The sequence below is a fragment of the Paraburkholderia sp. GAS32 genome (assembly GCF_050434225.1).
GTDB classification, from domain to species: Bacteria; Pseudomonadota; Gammaproteobacteria; order Burkholderiales; family Burkholderiaceae; genus Paraburkholderia; species Paraburkholderia madseniana.
Map to the genome: position 1 here is coordinate 173,415 of NZ_JBNPVS010000011.1, position 17,457 is coordinate 190,871.

The following is a 17,457-nucleotide window of genomic DNA, read 5'->3' on the forward strand; positions in this document are numbered from 1 at the left end:
ACGATGAAATTGATGCGCGCGCCGAATCTGATCATCGGACAGCATTGGGTCAATGTGCTGGAGACGGCGGGTATCGCTTGCGAGTTGCATAACCGTTATCTGAACGGCGCGCTCGGCGATATTCCGGCGGATCAGTGCGCACCGGAGCTGTGGCTTGTGGATGAGCGCGATGAGGTGATGGCGCGGCGGTTGATCGATGCGGCTTCACATGGCCCGGCGGCGGGGTCGCCTTCGTGGCGATGCCGTCAGTGCGGGGAGACGCTCGAGGCGCAGTTCACGGTGTGCTGGCAGTGTGGGACGGCGCGTGATCCGCTGGATGGATGAAGCGGTTGGAGCGCATCAGGCAAGCCACACCGCGATCGTCAGCATCAGCAGCAAAATCATCCACAGCACCACCGCACGCCACACCAGACCCACCGCCGATTGCAGCGTGCGCGGCGTGCAGTCGTCGCCGACTGACATCGGGCCGCCGTCGCCGGTGGTCAGCGCATCGAGGCTCGAGGGTTCGGCAAGCGGCCCGCTCAATCGCGCGCCCAACGCGCCGCTGCCCGCGGCCAGCAACACGCCGTCGTTCGCATCCGGCCACTGACGCGCATGGTTGCGCCATGCATAAATCGCGTCTTCGAAATTGCCGACAATCGCAAAGCCCAGCGACGTGAGCCGCGCCGGCACCCAGTCGATCACGAAGAAAGCACGTTGCGCGAAGCTCGAAAACGCCGCCGTGCGATCGTCGGCCGGCCGTGCCCATGCACGCGCCAGATATTCGGCGATCCGATACAGCACCGCGCCCGCCGGCCCGACCGGAATCAGGAACCAGAAGAACACGCCGAACACATGCCGATGCGAGGCGACCACCGCGTGAATCAGCGTATGACGCACGATCTCGCTAACGGGCATATCCACGGTATCGAGCCCGGTCCATTCATTCAGGATTTCACGGGCGCGCGGCACGTCGTCGTTATTCAACGCGAGGTGGATATCCGTGAAGTAATGGCTGAACTGCCGGAAACCGAGCGTGAAGTACAGCACCGCGACGTTCCACAGGAACGCCAGCGCGAAGTGAATGTGATACAGCACGTAGTAGATAAGCGCGACGGCCAGCGTCCAGGGCACCACCACCACCAGCCACGCGAGCAGGCCATGCTTGGGCTTGCCGGCATCGAATCCGTGCGCCGCCGACTCTGCATGGTATTGAAGCAATGCCGCCACCGGATTGTTCAGCGACAGCGCGCGGACCTGTTCAATAATCAGAGCCAGCAATACGGAGAAAAAAGTCATGCGATGCGCCGTGCTTTTCGAGTTTTTACGATTGTTTTATAACGATAGCACAGGGTCGGATGCCACTGAGCACGGACGTTGACAAACACCCAACAAGTGCACAACCCGCGGCGATTCAAGCCGCGAGAAAGCGATAGAAGTTGCGCAGCATCGCCGCCGTCGCGCCCCAGATGAAATAGTGGCCGCCCACCTGCCCCTCGCGATCCGCCGCTTCCGCCGACGCGGGCCGCGGATAGGGCATGGCGAAAAAGCGACGCTGGCCACCTTCGTAACGAAACACGCGCTCTTCGTGATGCGCGGGGTTCATCAGAAAAGCGAGCGGCACTTCGAAGACTTCGGCCACTTCGAACGCATCCGCTTTCAACGTGAACGGCGGATGCACCAGACCGATTACGGGCGTCACACGAAAACCGGTGCCCGTCAGATAGTCGGGCAACGCACCGAGAATTTCAACGCGCGACGGATCGAGACCGACCTCTTCCTGCGCCTCGCGCAACGCCGTAGCGGTTGCATCCGCGTCGAACGGCTCATGACGGCCGCCGGGAAAACTCACCTGGCCGGCGTGGTCGTTCAGATGGTCGGCACGTTGAGTCAGGAGCACGGTGAGGCCGTTGTCACGCACGACCAACGGCACCAGCACAGCGGCAACGCGCGGATCGACGTGCTGGTCGCGCCACGGTGCTTCGATAATCGGCTCAGGCGTCCAGCTCAGGCGCTGCTCGAAGCGCGCACGCAGACCGTCGGGCGTCAGGCGCCCGGCAACCACCGGTGGCAGATCGGCACCCGTCGCTTCGACAGGTAGAGTTTCAGGCTCAAAGGCGGGGCGGATCAACGGGTCTCTCGGAATGAGCGGATAGGGGACATTCCGCTATTTTGACCTGGCAAACAAAAAAGCACCCGCGAGGGGTGCTTTTTCTTACAGCTTTTACGCTTCCGGAGCAGCGCGGTCTTTCTTTGCGACCAGCTTTTCCTTGATCCGAGCCGACTTGCCCGAACGGTCGCGCAGGTAGTACAGCTTCGCACGACGCACATCGCCACGACGCTTCACGACGATGCTTGCCAGCAGCGGCGAGTACGTCTGGAACGTACGCTCGACGCCTTCGCCCGACGAAATCTTGCGGACGATGAACGACGAATTCAGACCACGGTTACGCTTGGCGATCACGACGCCTTCGTAAGCCTGAACACGCTTACGCGTACCTTCAACCACGTTCACGCTGACGATCACCGTATCGCCGGGGGCGAATTCGGGGATGGTCTTCTCGCCGAGGGCGCGGCCGATTTCTTCCTGCTCGAGTATTGCAATCAGATTCATCACTGACTCCTATGTCCATCTTGTCGGCGTTCGTACCTGCCGCGCGCTGGTTTTACCTGTTGCGCTTGGCTACGGCCCCGATAGAGGATGGGTTCACATCTGGTGCCGTACACGCATGTGCGGCACCGCCTATGTCCGCTCGAAAGCCCAAGGCTTTACGCCTTCGACACTTCCTTCGCGAGACTCGTAAGCCATGCCTCGTCGGCACGGCTCAACATCTTGTTCTTTCTGGCCTTCACGATCAAATCGGGCCGCTTGTTCAACGTGTTACGCAAGGCTTCACGCCGACGCCACGCTTCGATTTCCGCATGATGGCCGCCAAGCAGCACATCAGGCACACGCACGCCGTCGTATTCCTCCGGACGCGTGTAATGCGGACAATCCAGCAGCACGTCGACGAAACTATCCTGCACCGCCGATTGCGAGTCGTTCAGCACGCCGGGCAACTGACGCACCACGGCATCCATCAACGCCATCGCCGGCAATTCGCCGCCGGACAGCACGAAGTCGCCGAGGCTGACCTCTTCATCGACGACACGGTCGAGCAAACGCTGATCGATCGCTTCATAGCGCCCGCACAACAGGATCAGACCGGGCTCGGCCGCGAACTGCATGACACGATCGTGATTCAGCGTGGCGCCTTGCGGCGACATCATCACGACGCGCGACGCGCCGATGCCCTGCTCCGCCTGCGCCGCTTTCGCCGCGCCGATCGCGTCTTCCAGGGGCTTGGCCAGCATCACCATGCCGGGGCCGCCGCCGTAGGGGCGATCGTCGATTGTGCGGTAGTTGTCGGTAGTGAAATCGCGTGGATTCCACGTGCGCAACCCGTAGCGCTCCTGCTTCGCCGCACGGCTGGTGATACCCCAGTCGGTCAGCGCACGAAACATGTCAGGAAAGAGCGTCACGACATCAAACTGCATCGCTCTCTCCAGTCAGCGAGTTATTTAGTAATCGGTTTCCCAGTCGACGATGATCTGCTTCGCCGCCTGATCCACCGTTTTGACAAAGACGCCGACGAACGGGATCAAACGCTCGCCGGTGACCGGCTTACCGCTTTTGTCGGTATCCGGATATTCGATGCGCAACACCGAGTGCGCACCGTTGTCGATCATGTCTGCAACCTTGCCGAGGTGGACCCCGGCAACGTTCACCACATCCAGGCCGAGCAGGTCGACCCAGTAGAATTCGTCGGCCTCGAGGGCCGGAAATTCGCTGCGGCTGATATAGACGCGCGTGCCGCGCAGTGCCAGTGCCACATCGCGGTCAGCTACGCCGCCCAGATGGGCAACGATACTGTCGCTATGCGTTTTTGCCTGTAATGACGGCGCCGACTTGCGCTCGTGGCCTTTCAGCAACCACCAGCGCTTCGCGCTCAGCAATGCGTCGCCGCCGTGCCCGGCATCCGCATGCGCGGCTACCTTGACCCAGCCTTTGAGGCCGTAAGCGTCGACTATTGCACCGACCTCGACCGCATCGGCCGGCCAGCTTTCCACCGTTTCCGCTCGCATTTCTGCTGCGCTGGAAGCGGCGTTTGCAACTTTGGCTTTCGCCTGCCCTTCGGTCGCTTCGACCGGCTTGCGGACGAATGCACCGAACGGCGCCTGACCAGACGTCTTCGCGCGCGGGGCTGCCGCCTTTGCCTTTACGCGACCTGAATTGCCGGAATCACGTTCAGACATAAGAGAACCTCGCTGCCAACTTCGACGTCTGCTTCAGCAAAACTCGCGCATCGGACTGCTCACGCAAGCTGCGCGAGCCGCCGGCCGAACCGACGACGATACGCATGCTAGCTACCATTAAGCAGCCGGCTGCGCCTTTTGCGCTTCTTTCACGAGACGCTGAACGGTCGGCGACAGTTGTGCGCCAACACCTTGCCAGTACGTCAGGCGGTCTTGAGCGATACGCAGCGACTCACCCTTCGTAGCGACCGGGTTGTAGAAGCCAACGCGTTCGATGAAGCGGCCGTCACGACGGTTACGCGAATCGGTTGCGACGATGTTGTAGAACGGGCGCTTCTTGGAGCCGCCACGAGCCAAGCGGATGATGACCATACTAGAATCCTTGAAAACCGGGGTTCGGAACGACTGAAACACGCGATTATAGCGGGAAACCGACGCCATAACAAACACTTACCGGGATAAACTGCACGACGGGGTTGTGCCGTCCATACAGGCACAGGCCTCGAATCGCGCCGAGACGCCCGAATTACCTGACGGAGCGCCCGTGAAACGCCTGCCGCCATCTGCGTTTTTTCTCGCTTCATTCGCCGTCTTTCGGCGAGTTGCCCGCTTTTCGCTGATTACAGGCTTTTCGCGTGCCGCCCGCATTCAGGCCCTGCGAGCAGGCGCTGCCTTGTTGCTCGCCGCCACGGCCCTGCCGGTGCTGGCCGCGCTACCGGTCGAGCGCATCAAACTGCCGCCCGGCTTCCACATCGAGGTCCTCTCGGACGCCGTACCGAGCGCGCGGGCCATGGCGCTCTCACCGAAGGGCATTCTTTATATAGGCAGCCTTGACGGCCACGTCTACGCGCTCGAATTGCAGAGTGGACGCGTCACGGCTCGCCACGTGGTCGCCTCCGGCCTGGAAACGCCGGCGGGCGTGGCGTGGCGGGATGGCACGCTGTACGTCTCCGCAGTGTCGAAAATTCTACGCTTTGACGCGATTGACGCTCATCTGAATGATCCGCCCAAGCCGGTCGTGGTCACCGACACACTGCCGACAGAGACCCATCATGGCTGGAAATTCATCGCTTTCGGGCCGGATGGCAAGCTGTACGTGCCGCAAGGCGCGCCCTGCAACGTCTGCCTGAAAGACCGCGACCGCTTTGGGATGATCGGCCGCATGGACCCGGACGGCAGCCATTATGAAATCGTGGCGCGTGGCGTTCGCAACTCAGTCGGTTTCGCGTGGCATCCGGTGACACATGAGTTGTGGTTCACCGACAACGGCCGCGACCTGATGGGCGACGACGTACCGGACGACAAACTCAACCGCGCGCCGCGTGCAGGCATGGATTTCGGCTTTCCGTACTGCCATGGCGGCGACACGCCCGACCCCGAATTCGGCAAGGACCATCCATGCAGCGCCTTCACACCGCCGGTTGTCAAACTCGGCGCGCACGTCGCCTCGCTCGGCATGCGCTTTTACAGTGGCTCGATGTTCCCGGCCGCGTATCGCGACAATATTTTTATCGCCGAGCACGGCTCGTGGAATCGCAGCAAGAAGGTCGGCTACCGCGTCGTGCGGGTGATTACCAACCCGGACGGCAGCAACGCGCACCAGGAGGTCTTTGCCGAAGGCTGGCTCCAGCCGGGCGAAGCGGTATGGGGCCGCCCCGCCGACGTGCAGCCGATGCCCGACGGCTCACTCCTGATCAGCGACGACTACGCCGGCGCGGTCTATCGCGTGACCTATTCCGCGCCTCAGCCTTAGCCGTAAGCGCGCCGCGGGCGTAGAATGCGCGTCGGCCCACGCCCACCGACGCCCCGCTCCTTTTCGACAGCCTGTCACTCTGCCCTCGCCTACATGTCCACCCTTGCTTCGACTTCCTCGTATTTCAGATCCAAGACGATTACCGCCGCGCTGGCCTTCTTCTTCGGCAGCCTCGGCGCCCACCGCTTCTATCTGTACGGCTTGCGCGACATCTACGGCTGGGCGCACTTGCTCGGCACGTTGATCGGGATTCCGGGCGCCATGCTGGTGGTGGCGAGCGAACGGGCCTCGATGCTCGGCTGGGTGCTCGCGTTTTTCGGCGCCGTCTCGCTGCTCTCAGCCTTTCTGGCCGCGATCGTCTATGGCCTGCGCCCGGATGAAAAATGGGACGCGCAGTTCAACGTGCAAACCCAGCGCAAAAGCCGCTCTGGCTGGACCGTCATTTTCATCGTGATCTTTTCGCTGCTGATCGGCGCGTTCCTCCTCATGACGGGCCTCGCGATCTCGTTCCAGACTTACTTCGAAGGTCAGGTGCAAGCCGCCAAAGCGCTGTCGCAATGACCCACCGCGCGCCGCGCTAAAAGAGCCTCAATTGTGGATTGTCGCGCGGCGGCAGTTCAGTGCGCACCGGCTCAACCCGGCGAAAATGCGACATATCGAGAATGCCGCGGTCGCGCCGGTTTAGCCCGAGCCGGCGCACAGCATTGTGGAAGCGCTGCTTCAGCAGGTCCGCCCACAAGCCTTCCCCCTTCATTCGAGTGGCGAAGTTCGAGTCGTAGTCCTTCCCGCCCCGCATATCGTGCACGCGACTCATCACCCGATCAGCCCGATCGGGAAAATGCGCCGCGAGCCAATCCTTGAATAGCGGCGCAACTTCCCAAGGCAAACGCAGCACGATGTAGCTCGCATTGCTTGCGCCGGCCTCTGCACAGGCTTCCAGCACACGCTCCATGTCCGGCTCGGTGACGAAGGGAATCACCGGCGCGATGCTGACGCCAACCGGAATGCCCGCCTCGCTCAACGTACGGATCGTGCGCAATCGACGCGACGGCGTGGCGGCACGCGGCTCAAGCGTGCGCGCGATCTCGGCGTCCAGCGTGGTGATCGTGATAGCCGCCATGAACTGCCCGCGCGCCGCCATAGGTGCGAGCAGATCGATATCCCGCTCGATCAGCGACGATTTGGTGATCGCCGCGAACGGATGGCCGCGCTCGCTGAGCACTTCGATCACTCGCCGGGTGAGGCGCAAATCGCGCTCGACGGGTTGCCAGGCGTCGGTATTGACGCCGAGCGCGATCGGCTCCGGGACATAGGACTTCTTCGACAACTCGCGCTCGAGCAACTCCGGCGCATTGATCTTCGCGTAGATGCGGCTTTCGAAGTCGAGCCCCGGCGACAGCCCTAGATAACTATGTGTGGGCCGCGCGAAGCAGTAGATGCAGCCATGTTCGCAGCCCCGATACGGATTGAGCGACACGCTGAACGGAATATCCGGCGACGCGTTGCGCGTGAGAATGGTTTTGGCCCGCTCTTCGAAAACCTGCGTGCGTAAAACCTTGGGCTCGCCGTCTTCCTCCGGCGACGAAAGCCAGCCGTCGTCCACCACTTCACGCTGGTCGACTTCGTAACGGCCTTGCAGGTTCGTCACCGCACCGCGCCCCTTGCGAGGCGTGGGCGGAGCAATCGGAAATTCGTTGGCGGAGTGGGTGTCGGAATCGGTCACGGCTGGAGCACGCAAAATGCAAAACGGCGCAAAACACCTGTATAAATATACAGTGTTTACGCCGTTTGTCGAGTCCAGCTGCGCAACTCCCGCGCGAGCTAATCGCCAACCGCAATCGTCAGCGTTTCCTTGATCTCTTCCATCACCACGTAGCTCTTCGACTGCACCGCGCCGGGCAGTTGCAGCAGGATGTCGCCCAGCAGTTTGCGGTAGTCGGCCATTTCGCCGATGCGCGCCTTGATCAGATAGTCGAAGTCGCCCGAGACGAGGTGGCACTCCAGCACTTCGGGGATCTTCTGCACCTCGCGGCGGAACTGGTCGAACATGTTGCCGCTTTTGTGATCGAGCGTGATCTCGACGAACACCAGCAGCGCCGCGCCCAGTTCAGCCGGGTTCACGCGCGCGTGGTAGCCGGTGATCACGCCGTCGCGCTCCATTCGCTTGACACGTTCGATGCACGGCGTGACGGACAGCCCGACCTGCTCGGCGAGGTCTTTCATCGCCATCCGGCCGTCCTGCTGGAGGAGCCGCAGGATCTTGTGATCGAGTTTGTCGAGAGCCCGGATCGGTTGGCGCTGTGTACGCATGGTGTTTTTGCTGAAAATCTTGAAAATACAATAACAAAACCTACCTGACTGTTAATAGTATAGCGGTTATCACTGGGCGATCCGCGTTACACCTCGTTAATCGAACGAATTCAAACGAATCGACAAGCGCACCGCCCTCAGACCTCTTATTGAACATCCTGGAGCAGCTATGCGAGTCGTCGTTTTGGGCAGTGGCGTTGTCGGAGTGACGAGTGCTTATTACCTCGCGCGCGCCGGTCATGAAGTGACCGTCATCGATCGCGAGGCCGGCCCGGCGCTCGAAACCAGCTTTGCCAATGCCGGCCAGATCTCGCCGGGCTACGCGTCGCCGTGGGCCGCGCCGGGCGTGCCGCTGAAGGCCGTCAAGTGGATGTTCCAGAAACATGCGCCGCTCGCGATCCGTCTCGACGGCACACAATTCCAGTTGCAATGGATGTGGCAGATGCTGCAGAACTGCACGTCGGCGCGTTATGCGGTGAACAAGGGCCGCATGGTCCGCCTCGCCGAATACAGCCGCGATTGTTTGCAGGCGCTGCGCGCCGAAACGGGCATCCAGTACGAAGGCCGCACCGGCGGCACGCTGCAGGTGTTCCGCACGCAACAGCAGTTCGACGGCGCCGCGAAAGACATCGCCGTGCTGCGGGACGCCAACGTGCCGTATGAACTGCTGTCGCCGGCCGAACTCGCGCAAGCCGAACCGGCGCTCGCCGCGGTCTCGCACAAGCTGACGGGCGGCCTGCGCCTGCCGGGCGACGAAACCGGCGACTGCCAGATGTTCACCACGCGCCTCGCCGCGATGGCAGAGCAACTGGGCGTCAAATTCCGCTACAACACGCCGATCGACTCCCTCGCCATGGCGGGCGACCGCATCGCCGGCGTGCAGTGCGGCGACGAACTGGTGCGCGCGGATTCGTTTGTCGTAGCGCTCGGTTCGTACTCGACCAAATTCCTGTCCGGTCTCGTGAAGATTCCGGTCTACCCGCTCAAGGGTTATTCGATCACCGCGCCGATCGTCAACGAAGCATCCGCGCCGATTTCGACCGTGCTCGACGAAACGTACAAGATCGCGATCACACGCTTCGACGACCGGATTCGCGTCGGCGGCATGGCGGAGATCGTCGGCTTCGACAAGTCGCTGCGCCAGGCGCGCCGCGAAACGTTGGAACTGTGCGTGAACGATCTGTTCCCGGGCGGCGGCGATACGTCGAAGGCTACGTTCTGGACCGGCCTGCGTCCGATGACGCCGGACGGCACGCCGATCGTCGGCCGCACCCCCGTGCCGAACCTGTTCCTGAACACGGGTCACGGCACGCTGGGCTGGACGATGTCGTGCGGCTCGGGTCAACTGCTGGCCGATGTGATGTCGAGCAAGCAGCCGGCTATCAAGGCGGATGATCTGTCGGTGCATCGCTATCTCGGCGAGATCGGCGGTGCGCATCGTCCGGCTTATGCCTAAGGTTTAATGTTTTAACGCTTCGCGAGCGGTTATGCCGGTTTGTCATCGTAGACGGACCGGCCTGACAAAGAAAAACGGCGCCTCGAAAAGGGCGCCGTTTTTCTTTTTACACACGAGTTTTTGCTACATCGCTCAATAGAAGCAGCGCAACATCAGAACTGATCTTCCGACAACGCCAGCACACTCTCCCCACCCTTCGCGCTGACGATCGAAGCTTCCAACGCCGAAGCCAGCGGCAGCACATGCTCAGCATAGAACTGCGCGGTGGCGATCTTCGCGCCATAGAACGACGGATCTTCAGCGCGCTTTTCAGCCGCCACGAGCAACGCACGCGCCATCTGCCAGCCGCCCAGGACAACGCCCGCCAGCTTCAGATACGGCACGCTGCCGGCGAACACCGCGTTCGGATCGCTCTTCGTGTTAGTGACTACAAAATCGACCGCAGCGCTCAGCGAACGATGCCCTTGGCCCAGATACTTCTTCATCGATTCGAACGCAGCGCCTTGCTGCGCGCCGAGTGCTTCGATCGTTTCAGCCACGTCGGCCAGCAGCGCCTTCGCCACCTTGCCACCGTCGCGCACGGTCTTGCGGCCGATCAGGTCATTGGCCTGGATCGCGGTCGTCCCTTCGTAGATCGGCAGAATGCGCGCGTCGCGGTAGTACTGCGCGGCGCCGGTTTCTTCGATGAAGCCCATGCCGCCATGCACCTGCACGCCGAGGCTCGTCACGTCGATCGACAGTTCCGTGCTCCAGCCCTTCACAATCGGTACGAGATATTCATAGATCGCCTGATGCTCGGCGCTCTTCGCTTCGTCGGGATGACGATGCGCGATATCGCAGTGAGCCGCGGCGACATACGCCAATGCGCGCGATGCTTCGGTGAGACCACGCATTGTGGCGAGCATGCGGCGCACGTCCGGGTGCTGAATGATCGCCACGGATTGCTTCGCGGAGCCATCCACCGGCCGGCTTTGCACGCGATCCTTCGCATACGCCACAGCCTTTTGATACGCACGATCCGACACGGCAACACCTTGCATGCCCACCGCGAAACGCGCCGCGTTCATCATGATGAACATGTATTCGAGGCCGCGATTTTCTTCGCCGATCAGGTGCCCGATCGCGCCGCCGTGATCGCCGAATTGCAGCACTGCGGTCGGGCTCGCCTTGATGCCGAGCTTGTGCTCGATCGACACGCAATGCACGTCGTTACGCTCCCCGAGCGAGCCGTCTTCGTTGATAAGAAACTTCGGCACGATGAAAAGCGAAATACCCTTCACGCCTTCCGGTGCATCAGGCGTGCGCGCCAGCACGAGATGGGCGATGTTCTTCGCCATGTCGTGCTCGCCCCACGTGATGAAAATCTTCGTGCCGAACAGCTTGAACGAACCATCGCCCTGCGGCTCGGCGCGCGTGCGCACCAGCGCGAGATCGGAGCCGGCTTGCGGCTCGGTCAGGTTCATCGTGCCGGTCCACTCGCCGGAAATCAGCTTGGGCACGTAGGTTTGCTTCTGCTCTTCGCTGCCCGCCGTGAGCAGCGCCTCGATGGCGCCATCCGTGAGCAGCGGACACAGCGCGAACGACAGGTTCGACGCGTTCAGCATCTCGATACAGGCGGTGGCGATCAGCTTGGGCAGACCCTGGCCTTCGTAGTCGACCGGATGTTGCACGCCTTGCCAGCCGCCTTCGCCGAACTGGCGGAATGCGTCCTTGAAACCGGGCGTGGCGGTGACCACGCCGTCTTTCCAGCTACTCGGATTGCGATCACCTTCGACGTTCAGCGGCGCCAGCACTTCGCCGCATAGTTTCGCCGATTCTTCGAGCACGGCCTGAGCCGTGTCGAGGTTTGCATCTTCGAAGCCCGGCAGCGTCGCGATATCTTCGAGACCGGCCAGTTCTTTCATCACGAACAGCATGTCCTTGATGGGCGCCGTATAGCTCATTTCAGTTCTCCTCCTGCCTGTCGATAAAAAAAGGGCGCCGGACTTGATAGGTCCTGCGCCCTCTCGTGTGCTGCCAGACGCCTTTTAACCGGCGCTGAGGCGCTTAGCCGAGCTCGCTAACGAGTTCCGGCACGAGCGTAAACAGGTCACCCACCAGACCATAATCAGCGACGCTGAAAATCGGCGCTTCCGCGTCCTTGTTGATCGCCACGATGACCTTCGAGTCCTTCATGCCGGCCAGATGCTGGATCGCGCCCGAGATGCCGACAGCGATGTACAGTTGCGGCGCGACGATCTTGCCGGTTTGACCGACCTGATAGTCGTTCGGCACGAAGCCCGCATCGACAGCTGCACGCGAGGCGCCCAGCGCTGCGTTCAGCTTGTCCGCCAGCGGCTCGAGGACCTTCGTGTAGTTCTCGCCGTTGCCCAGACCACGGCCACCCGAGACAATGATCTTCGCCGAGGTCAGCTCCGGACGGTCCAGCTTTGTCACTTCACGGCTCACGAACTGCGAGAGGCCCGTATCAGCTGCCGCGTCGATCTTCTCGACCGTTGCGCTGCCGCCTTCTGCTGCCACCGGGTCGAAGCCGGTCGTGCGAACCGTGATGACCTTGATCGGATCTTGAGATTGAACCGTGGCGATCGCGTTGCCTGCGTAGATCGGGCGCTCGAACGTGTCGGCGCTGTCCACTGCGGTGATGTCGCTGATCTGCGCGACGTCGAGCTTCGCGGCGATGCGCGGTGCGATGTTCTTGCCGTAGGCGGTCGCCGGCGTCAGGATGTGCGTGTAGTCCTTCGCGATGTTCATCACGGTTGCCTGGACGTTTTCCGCCAGACCCGCTTCGAGTTGCGCCGCGTCGGCCAGCAGGACCTTCGAAACACCTGCAATCTTCGCTGCCGCATCCGCCGCGGCTTGTGCGTTGTGCCCTGCGACCAGCACGTGGATATCGCCACCAATCTTCTGCGCGGCTGCAATCGTGTTCAGCGTCGCGGCCTTAATCGACGCGTTGTCGTGTTCTGCAATAACCAGATTCGTCATTTCGTCCGTCTCCTCACAGCACCTTGGCTTCGGTCTTCAGCTTCTCAACCAGCGTCTTCACATCCGGCACCATCACACCGGCAGAGCGCTTCGGCGGCTCGACGACTTTCAGCGTCTTCAGGCGCGGCGTCACATCAACACCGAGGTCTTCCGGCTTGATGACTTCCAGCGGCTTCTTCTTGGCCTTCATGATGTTCGGCAGCGTCACATAGCGCGGCTCGTTCAGGCGCAGATCGGTCGTGATCACAGCGGGCAGCGTCAGCGACAGCGTTTCAGCACCACCATCCACTTCGCGCGACACCGTAGCCTTACCGTCAGCGACGACAACCTTCGAGGCGAAGGTAGCTTGCGGCAGGTTCGCCAGTGCAGCCAGCATCTGGCCGGTCTGGTTCGAATCATCGTCGATGGCCTGCTTGCCGAGAATAACCAGCCCAGGCTGTTCCTTGTCGACCAGCGCCTTGAGCAGCTTGGCGACCGCCAGCGGCTGCAGTTCTTCGCCCGACTCGATCAGGATCGCACGGTCCGCGCCGATTGCCAGCGCCGTGCGCAGCGTTTCCTGCGCTTGCGTCACACCGGCCGACACGGCGATCACTTCGGTCGCCACGCCCGCTTCGCGCAGACGAACGGCTTCTTCAACCGCGATTTCGTCGAACGGATTCATCGACATTTTCACGTTCGCGATGTCGACGCCCGTGCCGTCCGATTTCACCCGGACTTTCACGTTGTAATCGACCACTCTCTTGACTGGCACCAGGATTTTCATGCACACGCTCCAAAGTTACGAATACGTCAACCCAACGAACATTATAGCGACTGCCCTCATGGCAGCCTTGTCGCGGGCGCTCTAGCAGAAGGATATCGCTCCTCAGCGGCGTGACGGCAATAACGAACGATCGTTCTATTTTAATCTCGAAAAAACCCGGGAGACAACCCCGGGTTAAGACCTACGACTCTAATTTTGCATTGCCGTCGTGTCTTGTCAGGCGAAACGGCCGAAAAACGGCCGTCGAATCACCAGGCGGTGATCACCGCCCCACCAAACTTGCTTTCGACAAACTGCTTCACTTCCGGCGAATGATACGCCGCGACCAGCTTCGCAACCCACGGCTTGCTCTTGTCAGCTTCGCGGATTGCGATGATGTTCACGTACGGACCCTTCGGGTCTTCGATCGCGATGGCGTCCTGCTTGGGCTTCAAACCCGCTTCCATCGCAAAGTTCGTATTGATCGCGGCGGCGTCCACGTCGTTCAGCGAGCGCGGGATCTGCGCTGCGTCGAGTTCGACGATCTTCAGCTTCTTCGGGTTGTCGACGACATCGAGCGGCGTCGCCTTGAGACCCGCGTCCGCGCGCAGCTTCAGCAGACCTTGCTTCTGCAGCAACAGGAGTGCCCGGCCGCCATTGGTCGGATCGTTCGGCACGGCGATCTTCGCGCCCGGCTGCAATTCAGCCAGCGTCTTCACCTTCTTCGAATAGATGCCCATCGGGTACGTGACCGTATCTGCAACACGAATCAGCTTGTAGCCGCGGTCCTTCACCTGGGCCTGCAAGTACGGGTCATGCTGGTAGCTGTTTGCGTCCAGGTCGCCACCGGCGAGCGCCGCGTTCGGCTGCACGTAGTCGGAGAACTCGACGATCTTGATGTTCAGACCGTTCTTCGCCGCGACCGTCTTCACGACTTCCATGATCTGCGCGTGCGGGCCGCCGGTGACGCCGACCTTGATCGTGTCTTCAGCGTGAGCCGTGGTGGCGGCAGCGAACAGCGACGCGGCGCCGAGTGTGGCGGCCAGCTTGAGAATGAAACGACGTTGCATGATGGACCTTTTCCGAATCTATCGATTCTGCTGTTTACTTATGGCTCAAACGACGCACGAGCCAATCCCCGAACGACTGCACCAGTTGCACGAAGACAATCAGGATCACCACGACCGTCACCATCACTTCCGGCAAGAAACGCTGATACCCGTAACGAATGCCCAGATCGCCGAGCCCGCCGCCGCCGATCGCACCAGCCATCGCCGAGTAGCCGACCAGCGAGACAAACGTGATCGTCAAACCGGCGACCACACCCGGCAGTGACTCCGGCAACAGCACCTTGAAAACGATCTGGCTGGTGGTCGCGCCCATCGCCTGCGCCGCTTCGATCAGACCGCGATCGACTTCACGCAGCGCGGTTTCGACCAGACGCGCAATGAACGGCGCCGCGGCGATCGTCAGCGGCACCACGGCCGCAGCCGTACCGATCGACGAACCCACCACGAGGCGCGTAAACGGAATCACGGCGACCAGCAAGATGATGAACGGCGTGGAACGCACGGCATTGACGATCACGCCCATTACGCGATTCACGGCGATGTTCTGCAACACGCCCTGACGGTCCGTCAGATACAGCAGCACGCCGAGCGGCAAACCGACCGCCGCACCGACCAGTCCGGAGATGCCCACCATCACGAGCGTTTCCCAGAACGACTGGACGAACATATCGAACATTTCACTCAACATACGACAGCTCCTCTACCACCACACCCTGTTCGCGCAAATAGGTCAGTGCCTGTGCGACCTTCGCCGGTTCGCCGCCCGCGAGCACCGCGAGCGAGCCGAACGCCTGCCCCTGGATCTCGTCGATCTGGCCGTGCAGGATGTTGAAGTCGAGTTCGTAGCGGCGAATCGTTTCCGACAGGATCGGCTGATCGACACCCGAGCCGGTGAACGCCAGGCGCAGCAAATGGCCGCTGCCGATCTTCAGGCGTTCGGCCACGCGCGCCTTCATCGCGGGCGGCAGTTCCTGTGCGATCACGTCGCCGATCAGCGCGCGCGTCACTTCATGATGCGGTTGCAGGAACACGTCGATGACCTTGCCCTCTTCGACCACACGGCCGGCATCCAGCACCACGACGCGGTCGCAGACCTGCTTGATCACGTCCATCTGGTGCGTGATCAGCACAATCGTCAGGTTCAGTTCGCGATTGATGCGCTTGAGCAGATCGAGGATCGAGCGCGTGGTTTCGGGATCGAGCGCCGACGTCGCTTCGTCGGAGAGCAGCACCTTCGGCTTGCTCGCCAACGCACGCGCGATACCCACACGTTGCTTCTGCCCGCCGCTGATCTGCGCCGGATAACGATCCTTCTGCGCCGACAGGCCGACCAGTTCGAGCAGCGGCAGCACGTTCGCCTCGATCTCGTCGCGCTTCATGCCGGCGAGTTCGAGCGGCAACGCCACGTTCTCGTACACCGTGCGCGACGACAGCAGGTTGAAGTGCTGGAAGATCATGCCGATTTCGCGACGCGCCTCGCGCAACTGCGCGGCGGGCAGCGTCGTCAGATCACGGCCGTTGACAACGATGTTGCCTTCGCTCGGCCGCGTCAGCAGGTTGATGGTGCGCACGAGCGTACTCTTGCCGGCACCGCTGCGGCCGATGATGCCGAACACCTCACCCGCCGGAATCGACAGATTGACGTTGTGCAGCGCTTCGACCCAGCCCCGGGGTCCGGCGAACCGCTGAGAGATATTGCGTATTTCGATCATGGAAAAACGAAACGGCGGAGTTTGCCAACGAGCGTTATGCGCTCCCGACAAGCGGCCGCCGTTGCTTTTATTGGGATTTGAGGCCGCAATTCTACCGCAGCGTCGTCATTCCCTTTAATAATCAATTTCGATCTTTTCATAACCACAGAGCATTAGAGGCGTGCCCGGCACGAGATGCTCGCGCGTGCGCACCTGCTGCGACTATGATCGGGCGAATCGAAATCAGGACCCATCCAAGATAAACGGCAGCTATGGAAACAACCCGATCCGGCAATGTGCGTCCCGCAGCGGCCGCGCCAAAAGGCGGCGCCGCGCTGCGCTCCACGGTCACGACGAGCGACGGCATCGAACTGCCGTTGTATCGCTGGCCCGCCACGACACCGCTGCGCGGCACGGTCGCGCTGGTGCACGGGCTCGCGGAGCACGCCGGGCGTTACGCAGCACTGGCGGATCGGCTGAACTCGGCCGGCATCGAACTCGTCGCTATCGATTTGCGCGGACATGGGCATGCGCCGGGCAAACGCGTGTGGGTCGACCGGTTTGACGACTATCTGCTCGACGCACAGGCCTTGCTCAATGAAGCGGCAACCAGTTGTGCACCGCTGTTCCTGATGGGCCACAGCATGGGCGGCGCAGTTGCTGCGCTTTACGCGATCGAGCGACTCGAGGCAAGCGGGCGTCGGCTAAGCGGTCTGATCCTGTCGAGCCCCGCGCTCGCGCCCGGCCGCGATGTGCCGCGCTGGATGCTCAAGGTGAGCCAGGTGATCAGCCGCATCTGGCCGACCTTCCCGGCGATGAAAATCGACGCGGCTTTGCTTTCGCGCCTTCAGCCCGTGGTGAACGCCAATCGCAATGACCCTCTGGTCCATCACGGCGCGATTCCCGCGCGTACAGGTGCGGAGTTGTTACTGGCGATGGCGCGCATCGAACGCGGCCGTGCGGGACTACGCGTGCCGCTGCTGGTGTATCACGGCACTGCCGACAAGCTCACCGAGCCCGAAGGCAGCCGTGATTTCGGCGCGCATGCGGGTTCGCCGGACAAAACGCTCACGATGCACGAAGACAGCTACCACGAGACGATGAACGATCTCGACCGGGATCGGGTGATCGGCGCACTGATCAATTGGATCGAAAAGCGTTTGCCAAAAACCTGAGCG

19 protein-coding genes are annotated in these 17,457 nt (G+C 61.7%); 5 read left to right on the forward strand and 14 right to left on the reverse strand.

The window, feature by feature from the left end; genetic code table 11:
- Positions 1-3: 3 nt before the first annotated feature.
- Complete coding sequence (locus P3T25_RS16220; protein WP_093640613.1) at positions 4-324, forward strand: putative signal transducing protein; 321 nt, start codon at positions 4-6, stop codon at positions 322-324.
- A 15-nt stretch (positions 325-339) separates the two neighbouring features.
- On the opposite strand, the gene P3T25_RS16225 is transcribed toward P3T25_RS16220, so the two are convergent.
- The 6 genes from P3T25_RS16225 to rpsP form a co-directional block, all read right to left on the reverse strand.
- The gene (locus P3T25_RS16225) at positions 340-1,278 is read right to left on the reverse strand and encodes a CobD/CbiB family protein (protein ID WP_154560604.1); all 939 of its coding nucleotides are present in this window, start codon (positions 1,276-1,278) and stop codon (positions 340-342) included.
- 115 nt (positions 1,279-1,393) lie between these two features.
- Positions 1,394-2,110 carry a CoA pyrophosphatase gene (locus tag P3T25_RS16230; protein ID WP_154560603.1) on the reverse strand — a complete coding sequence of 239 codons (717 nt, stop codon included), beginning with the start codon at positions 2,108-2,110 and terminating at the stop codon, positions 1,394-1,396.
- 93 nt (positions 2,111-2,203) lie between these two features.
- Entirely contained in the window at positions 2,204-2,593 is a 390-nt protein-coding gene (gene rplS, locus P3T25_RS16235) for a 50S ribosomal protein L19 (protein ID WP_012433948.1), read from the reverse strand.
- A 155-nt stretch (positions 2,594-2,748) separates the two neighbouring features.
- The gene (gene trmD / locus P3T25_RS16240; protein WP_054036120.1) at positions 2,749-3,516 is read right to left on the reverse strand and encodes a tRNA (guanosine(37)-N1)-methyltransferase TrmD; all 768 of its coding nucleotides are present in this window, start codon (positions 3,514-3,516) and stop codon (positions 2,749-2,751) included.
- 24 nt (positions 3,517-3,540) lie between these two features.
- Complete coding sequence (gene rimM / locus P3T25_RS16245) at positions 3,541-4,275, reverse strand: ribosome maturation factor RimM (protein ID WP_266239330.1); 735 nt, start codon at positions 4,273-4,275, stop codon at positions 3,541-3,543.
- Between the two features lie 117 nt (positions 4,276-4,392).
- Positions 4,393-4,647: a 30S ribosomal protein S16 gene (gene rpsP, locus P3T25_RS16250; RefSeq protein WP_006476550.1), complete on the reverse strand. Its 255-nt coding sequence runs from the start codon at positions 4,645-4,647 to the stop codon at positions 4,393-4,395.
- 172 nt (positions 4,648-4,819) lie between these two features.
- Between rpsP and P3T25_RS16255 the strand changes: the two genes are divergently transcribed.
- Both P3T25_RS16255 and P3T25_RS16260 read left to right on the forward strand, forming a co-directional pair.
- Positions 4,820-6,028 carry a PQQ-dependent sugar dehydrogenase gene (locus P3T25_RS16255; RefSeq protein WP_168435704.1) on the forward strand — a complete coding sequence of 403 codons (1,209 nt, stop codon included), beginning with the start codon at positions 4,820-4,822 and terminating at the stop codon, positions 6,026-6,028.
- 93 nt (positions 6,029-6,121) lie between these two features.
- Positions 6,122-6,589, forward strand: coding sequence for an NINE protein (locus P3T25_RS16260; protein ID WP_154560601.1), 468 nt, complete (start codon positions 6,122-6,124; stop codon positions 6,587-6,589).
- Between the two features lie 16 nt (positions 6,590-6,605).
- Here P3T25_RS16260 and P3T25_RS16265 read toward each other — a convergent pair whose 3' ends face one another.
- A complete protein-coding gene (locus P3T25_RS16265; RefSeq protein WP_171925364.1) occupies positions 6,606-7,751 on the reverse strand; it encodes a PA0069 family radical SAM protein in 1,146 nt (381 codons plus the stop codon).
- Positions 7,752-7,849: 98 nt separating this feature from the next.
- Positions 7,850-8,338 carry an Lrp/AsnC ligand binding domain-containing protein gene (locus tag P3T25_RS16270; protein ID WP_054036112.1) on the reverse strand — a complete coding sequence of 163 codons (489 nt, stop codon included), beginning with the start codon at positions 8,336-8,338 and terminating at the stop codon, positions 7,850-7,852.
- A 169-nt stretch (positions 8,339-8,507) separates the two neighbouring features.
- Between P3T25_RS16270 and P3T25_RS16275 the strand changes: the two genes are divergently transcribed.
- Positions 8,508-9,794 (forward strand): D-amino acid dehydrogenase, encoded by a 1,287-nt coding sequence (locus P3T25_RS16275; RefSeq protein ID WP_154560599.1) that lies wholly within the window; start codon positions 8,508-8,510, stop codon positions 9,792-9,794.
- Positions 9,795-9,946: 152 nt separating this feature from the next.
- Here the strand turns inward: P3T25_RS16275 and P3T25_RS16280 are convergent, their stop codons facing one another.
- The 6 genes from P3T25_RS16280 to P3T25_RS16305 all read right to left on the reverse strand — a co-directional run bounded on the left by P3T25_RS16280 (position 9,947) and on the right by P3T25_RS16305 (position 16,300).
- Positions 9,947-11,737, reverse strand: coding sequence for an acyl-CoA dehydrogenase (locus tag P3T25_RS16280; protein ID WP_154560598.1), 1,791 nt, complete (start codon positions 11,735-11,737; stop codon positions 9,947-9,949).
- Between the two features lie 103 nt (positions 11,738-11,840).
- A complete protein-coding gene (locus P3T25_RS16285; protein ID WP_154560597.1) occupies positions 11,841-12,776 on the reverse strand; it encodes an electron transfer flavoprotein subunit alpha/FixB family protein in 936 nt (311 codons plus the stop codon).
- A 13-nt stretch (positions 12,777-12,789) separates the two neighbouring features.
- Positions 12,790-13,539, reverse strand: a complete 750-nt coding sequence (locus P3T25_RS16290) for an electron transfer flavoprotein subunit beta/FixA family protein (protein WP_171925366.1) — start codon at positions 13,537-13,539, stop codon at positions 12,790-12,792.
- 248 nt (positions 13,540-13,787) lie between these two features.
- The gene (locus P3T25_RS16295) at positions 13,788-14,588 is read right to left on the reverse strand and encodes a MetQ/NlpA family ABC transporter substrate-binding protein (RefSeq protein WP_429358376.1); all 801 of its coding nucleotides are present in this window, start codon (positions 14,586-14,588) and stop codon (positions 13,788-13,790) included.
- A gap of 34 nt (positions 14,589-14,622) precedes the next feature.
- A complete protein-coding gene (locus P3T25_RS16300) occupies positions 14,623-15,276 on the reverse strand; it encodes a methionine ABC transporter permease (protein ID WP_054037200.1) in 654 nt (217 codons plus the stop codon).
- Complete coding sequence (locus P3T25_RS16305) at positions 15,266-16,300, reverse strand: methionine ABC transporter ATP-binding protein (protein WP_429358377.1); 1,035 nt, start codon at positions 16,298-16,300, stop codon at positions 15,266-15,268. The genes P3T25_RS16300 and P3T25_RS16305 overlap by 11 nt, the downstream gene beginning before the upstream one ends.
- A gap of 251 nt (positions 16,301-16,551) precedes the next feature.
- On the opposite strand from P3T25_RS16305, the gene P3T25_RS16310 reads away from it, so the two are divergent.
- Positions 16,552-17,454 (forward strand): lysophospholipase, encoded by a 903-nt coding sequence (locus P3T25_RS16310; protein ID WP_429358378.1) that lies wholly within the window; start codon positions 16,552-16,554, stop codon positions 17,452-17,454.
- The last annotated feature ends 3 nt before the right edge of the window (positions 17,455-17,457 follow it).

What these genes read in the sequence shown, in the direction of transcription:
- P3T25_RS16220 (WP_093640613.1), top strand. Translation starts at nt 4, where the DNA reads ATGAAATTGATGCGCGCGCCGAATCTGATCATCGGACAGCATTGGGTC.
- P3T25_RS16225 (WP_154560604.1), bottom strand. Translation starts at nt 1,278, where the DNA reads ATGACTTTTTTCTCCGTATTGCTGGCTCTGATTATTGAACAGGTCCGC.
- rplS (WP_012433948.1), bottom strand. Translation starts at nt 2,593, where the DNA reads ATGAATCTGATTGCAATACTCGAGCAGGAAGAAATCGGCCGCGCCCTC.
- trmD (WP_054036120.1), bottom strand. Translation starts at nt 3,516, where the DNA reads ATGCAGTTTGATGTCGTGACGCTCTTTCCTGACATGTTTCGTGCGCTG.
- rimM (WP_266239330.1), bottom strand. Translation starts at nt 4,275, where the DNA reads ATGTCTGAACGTGATTCCGGCAATTCAGGTCGCGTAAAGGCAAAGGCG.
- rpsP (WP_006476550.1), bottom strand. Translation starts at nt 4,647, where the DNA reads ATGGTCATCATCCGCTTGGCTCGTGGCGGCTCCAAGAAGCGCCCGTTC.
- P3T25_RS16260 (WP_154560601.1), top strand. Translation starts at nt 6,122, where the DNA reads ATGTCCACCCTTGCTTCGACTTCCTCGTATTTCAGATCCAAGACGATT.
- P3T25_RS16270 (WP_054036112.1), bottom strand. Translation starts at nt 8,338, where the DNA reads ATGCGTACACAGCGCCAACCGATCCGGGCTCTCGACAAACTCGATCAC.
- P3T25_RS16275 (WP_154560599.1), top strand. Translation starts at nt 8,508, where the DNA reads ATGCGAGTCGTCGTTTTGGGCAGTGGCGTTGTCGGAGTGACGAGTGCT.
- P3T25_RS16280 (WP_154560598.1), bottom strand. Translation starts at nt 11,737, where the DNA reads ATGAGCTATACGGCGCCCATCAAGGACATGCTGTTCGTGATGAAAGAA.
- P3T25_RS16285 (WP_154560597.1), bottom strand. Translation starts at nt 12,776, where the DNA reads ATGACGAATCTGGTTATTGCAGAACACGACAACGCGTCGATTAAGGCC.
- P3T25_RS16290 (WP_171925366.1), bottom strand. Translation starts at nt 13,539, where the DNA reads ATGAAAATCCTGGTGCCAGTCAAGAGAGTGGTCGATTACAACGTGAAA.
- P3T25_RS16295 (WP_429358376.1), bottom strand. Translation starts at nt 14,588, where the DNA reads ATGCAACGTCGTTTCATTCTCAAGCTGGCCGCCACACTCGGCGCCGCG.
- P3T25_RS16300 (WP_054037200.1), bottom strand. Translation starts at nt 15,276, where the DNA reads ATGTTGAGTGAAATGTTCGATATGTTCGTCCAGTCGTTCTGGGAAACG.
- P3T25_RS16305 (WP_429358377.1), bottom strand. Translation starts at nt 16,300, where the DNA reads ATGATCGAAATACGCAATATCTCTCAGCGGTTCGCCGGACCCCGGGGC.
- P3T25_RS16310 (WP_429358378.1), top strand. Translation starts at nt 16,552, where the DNA reads ATGGAAACAACCCGATCCGGCAATGTGCGTCCCGCAGCGGCCGCGCCA.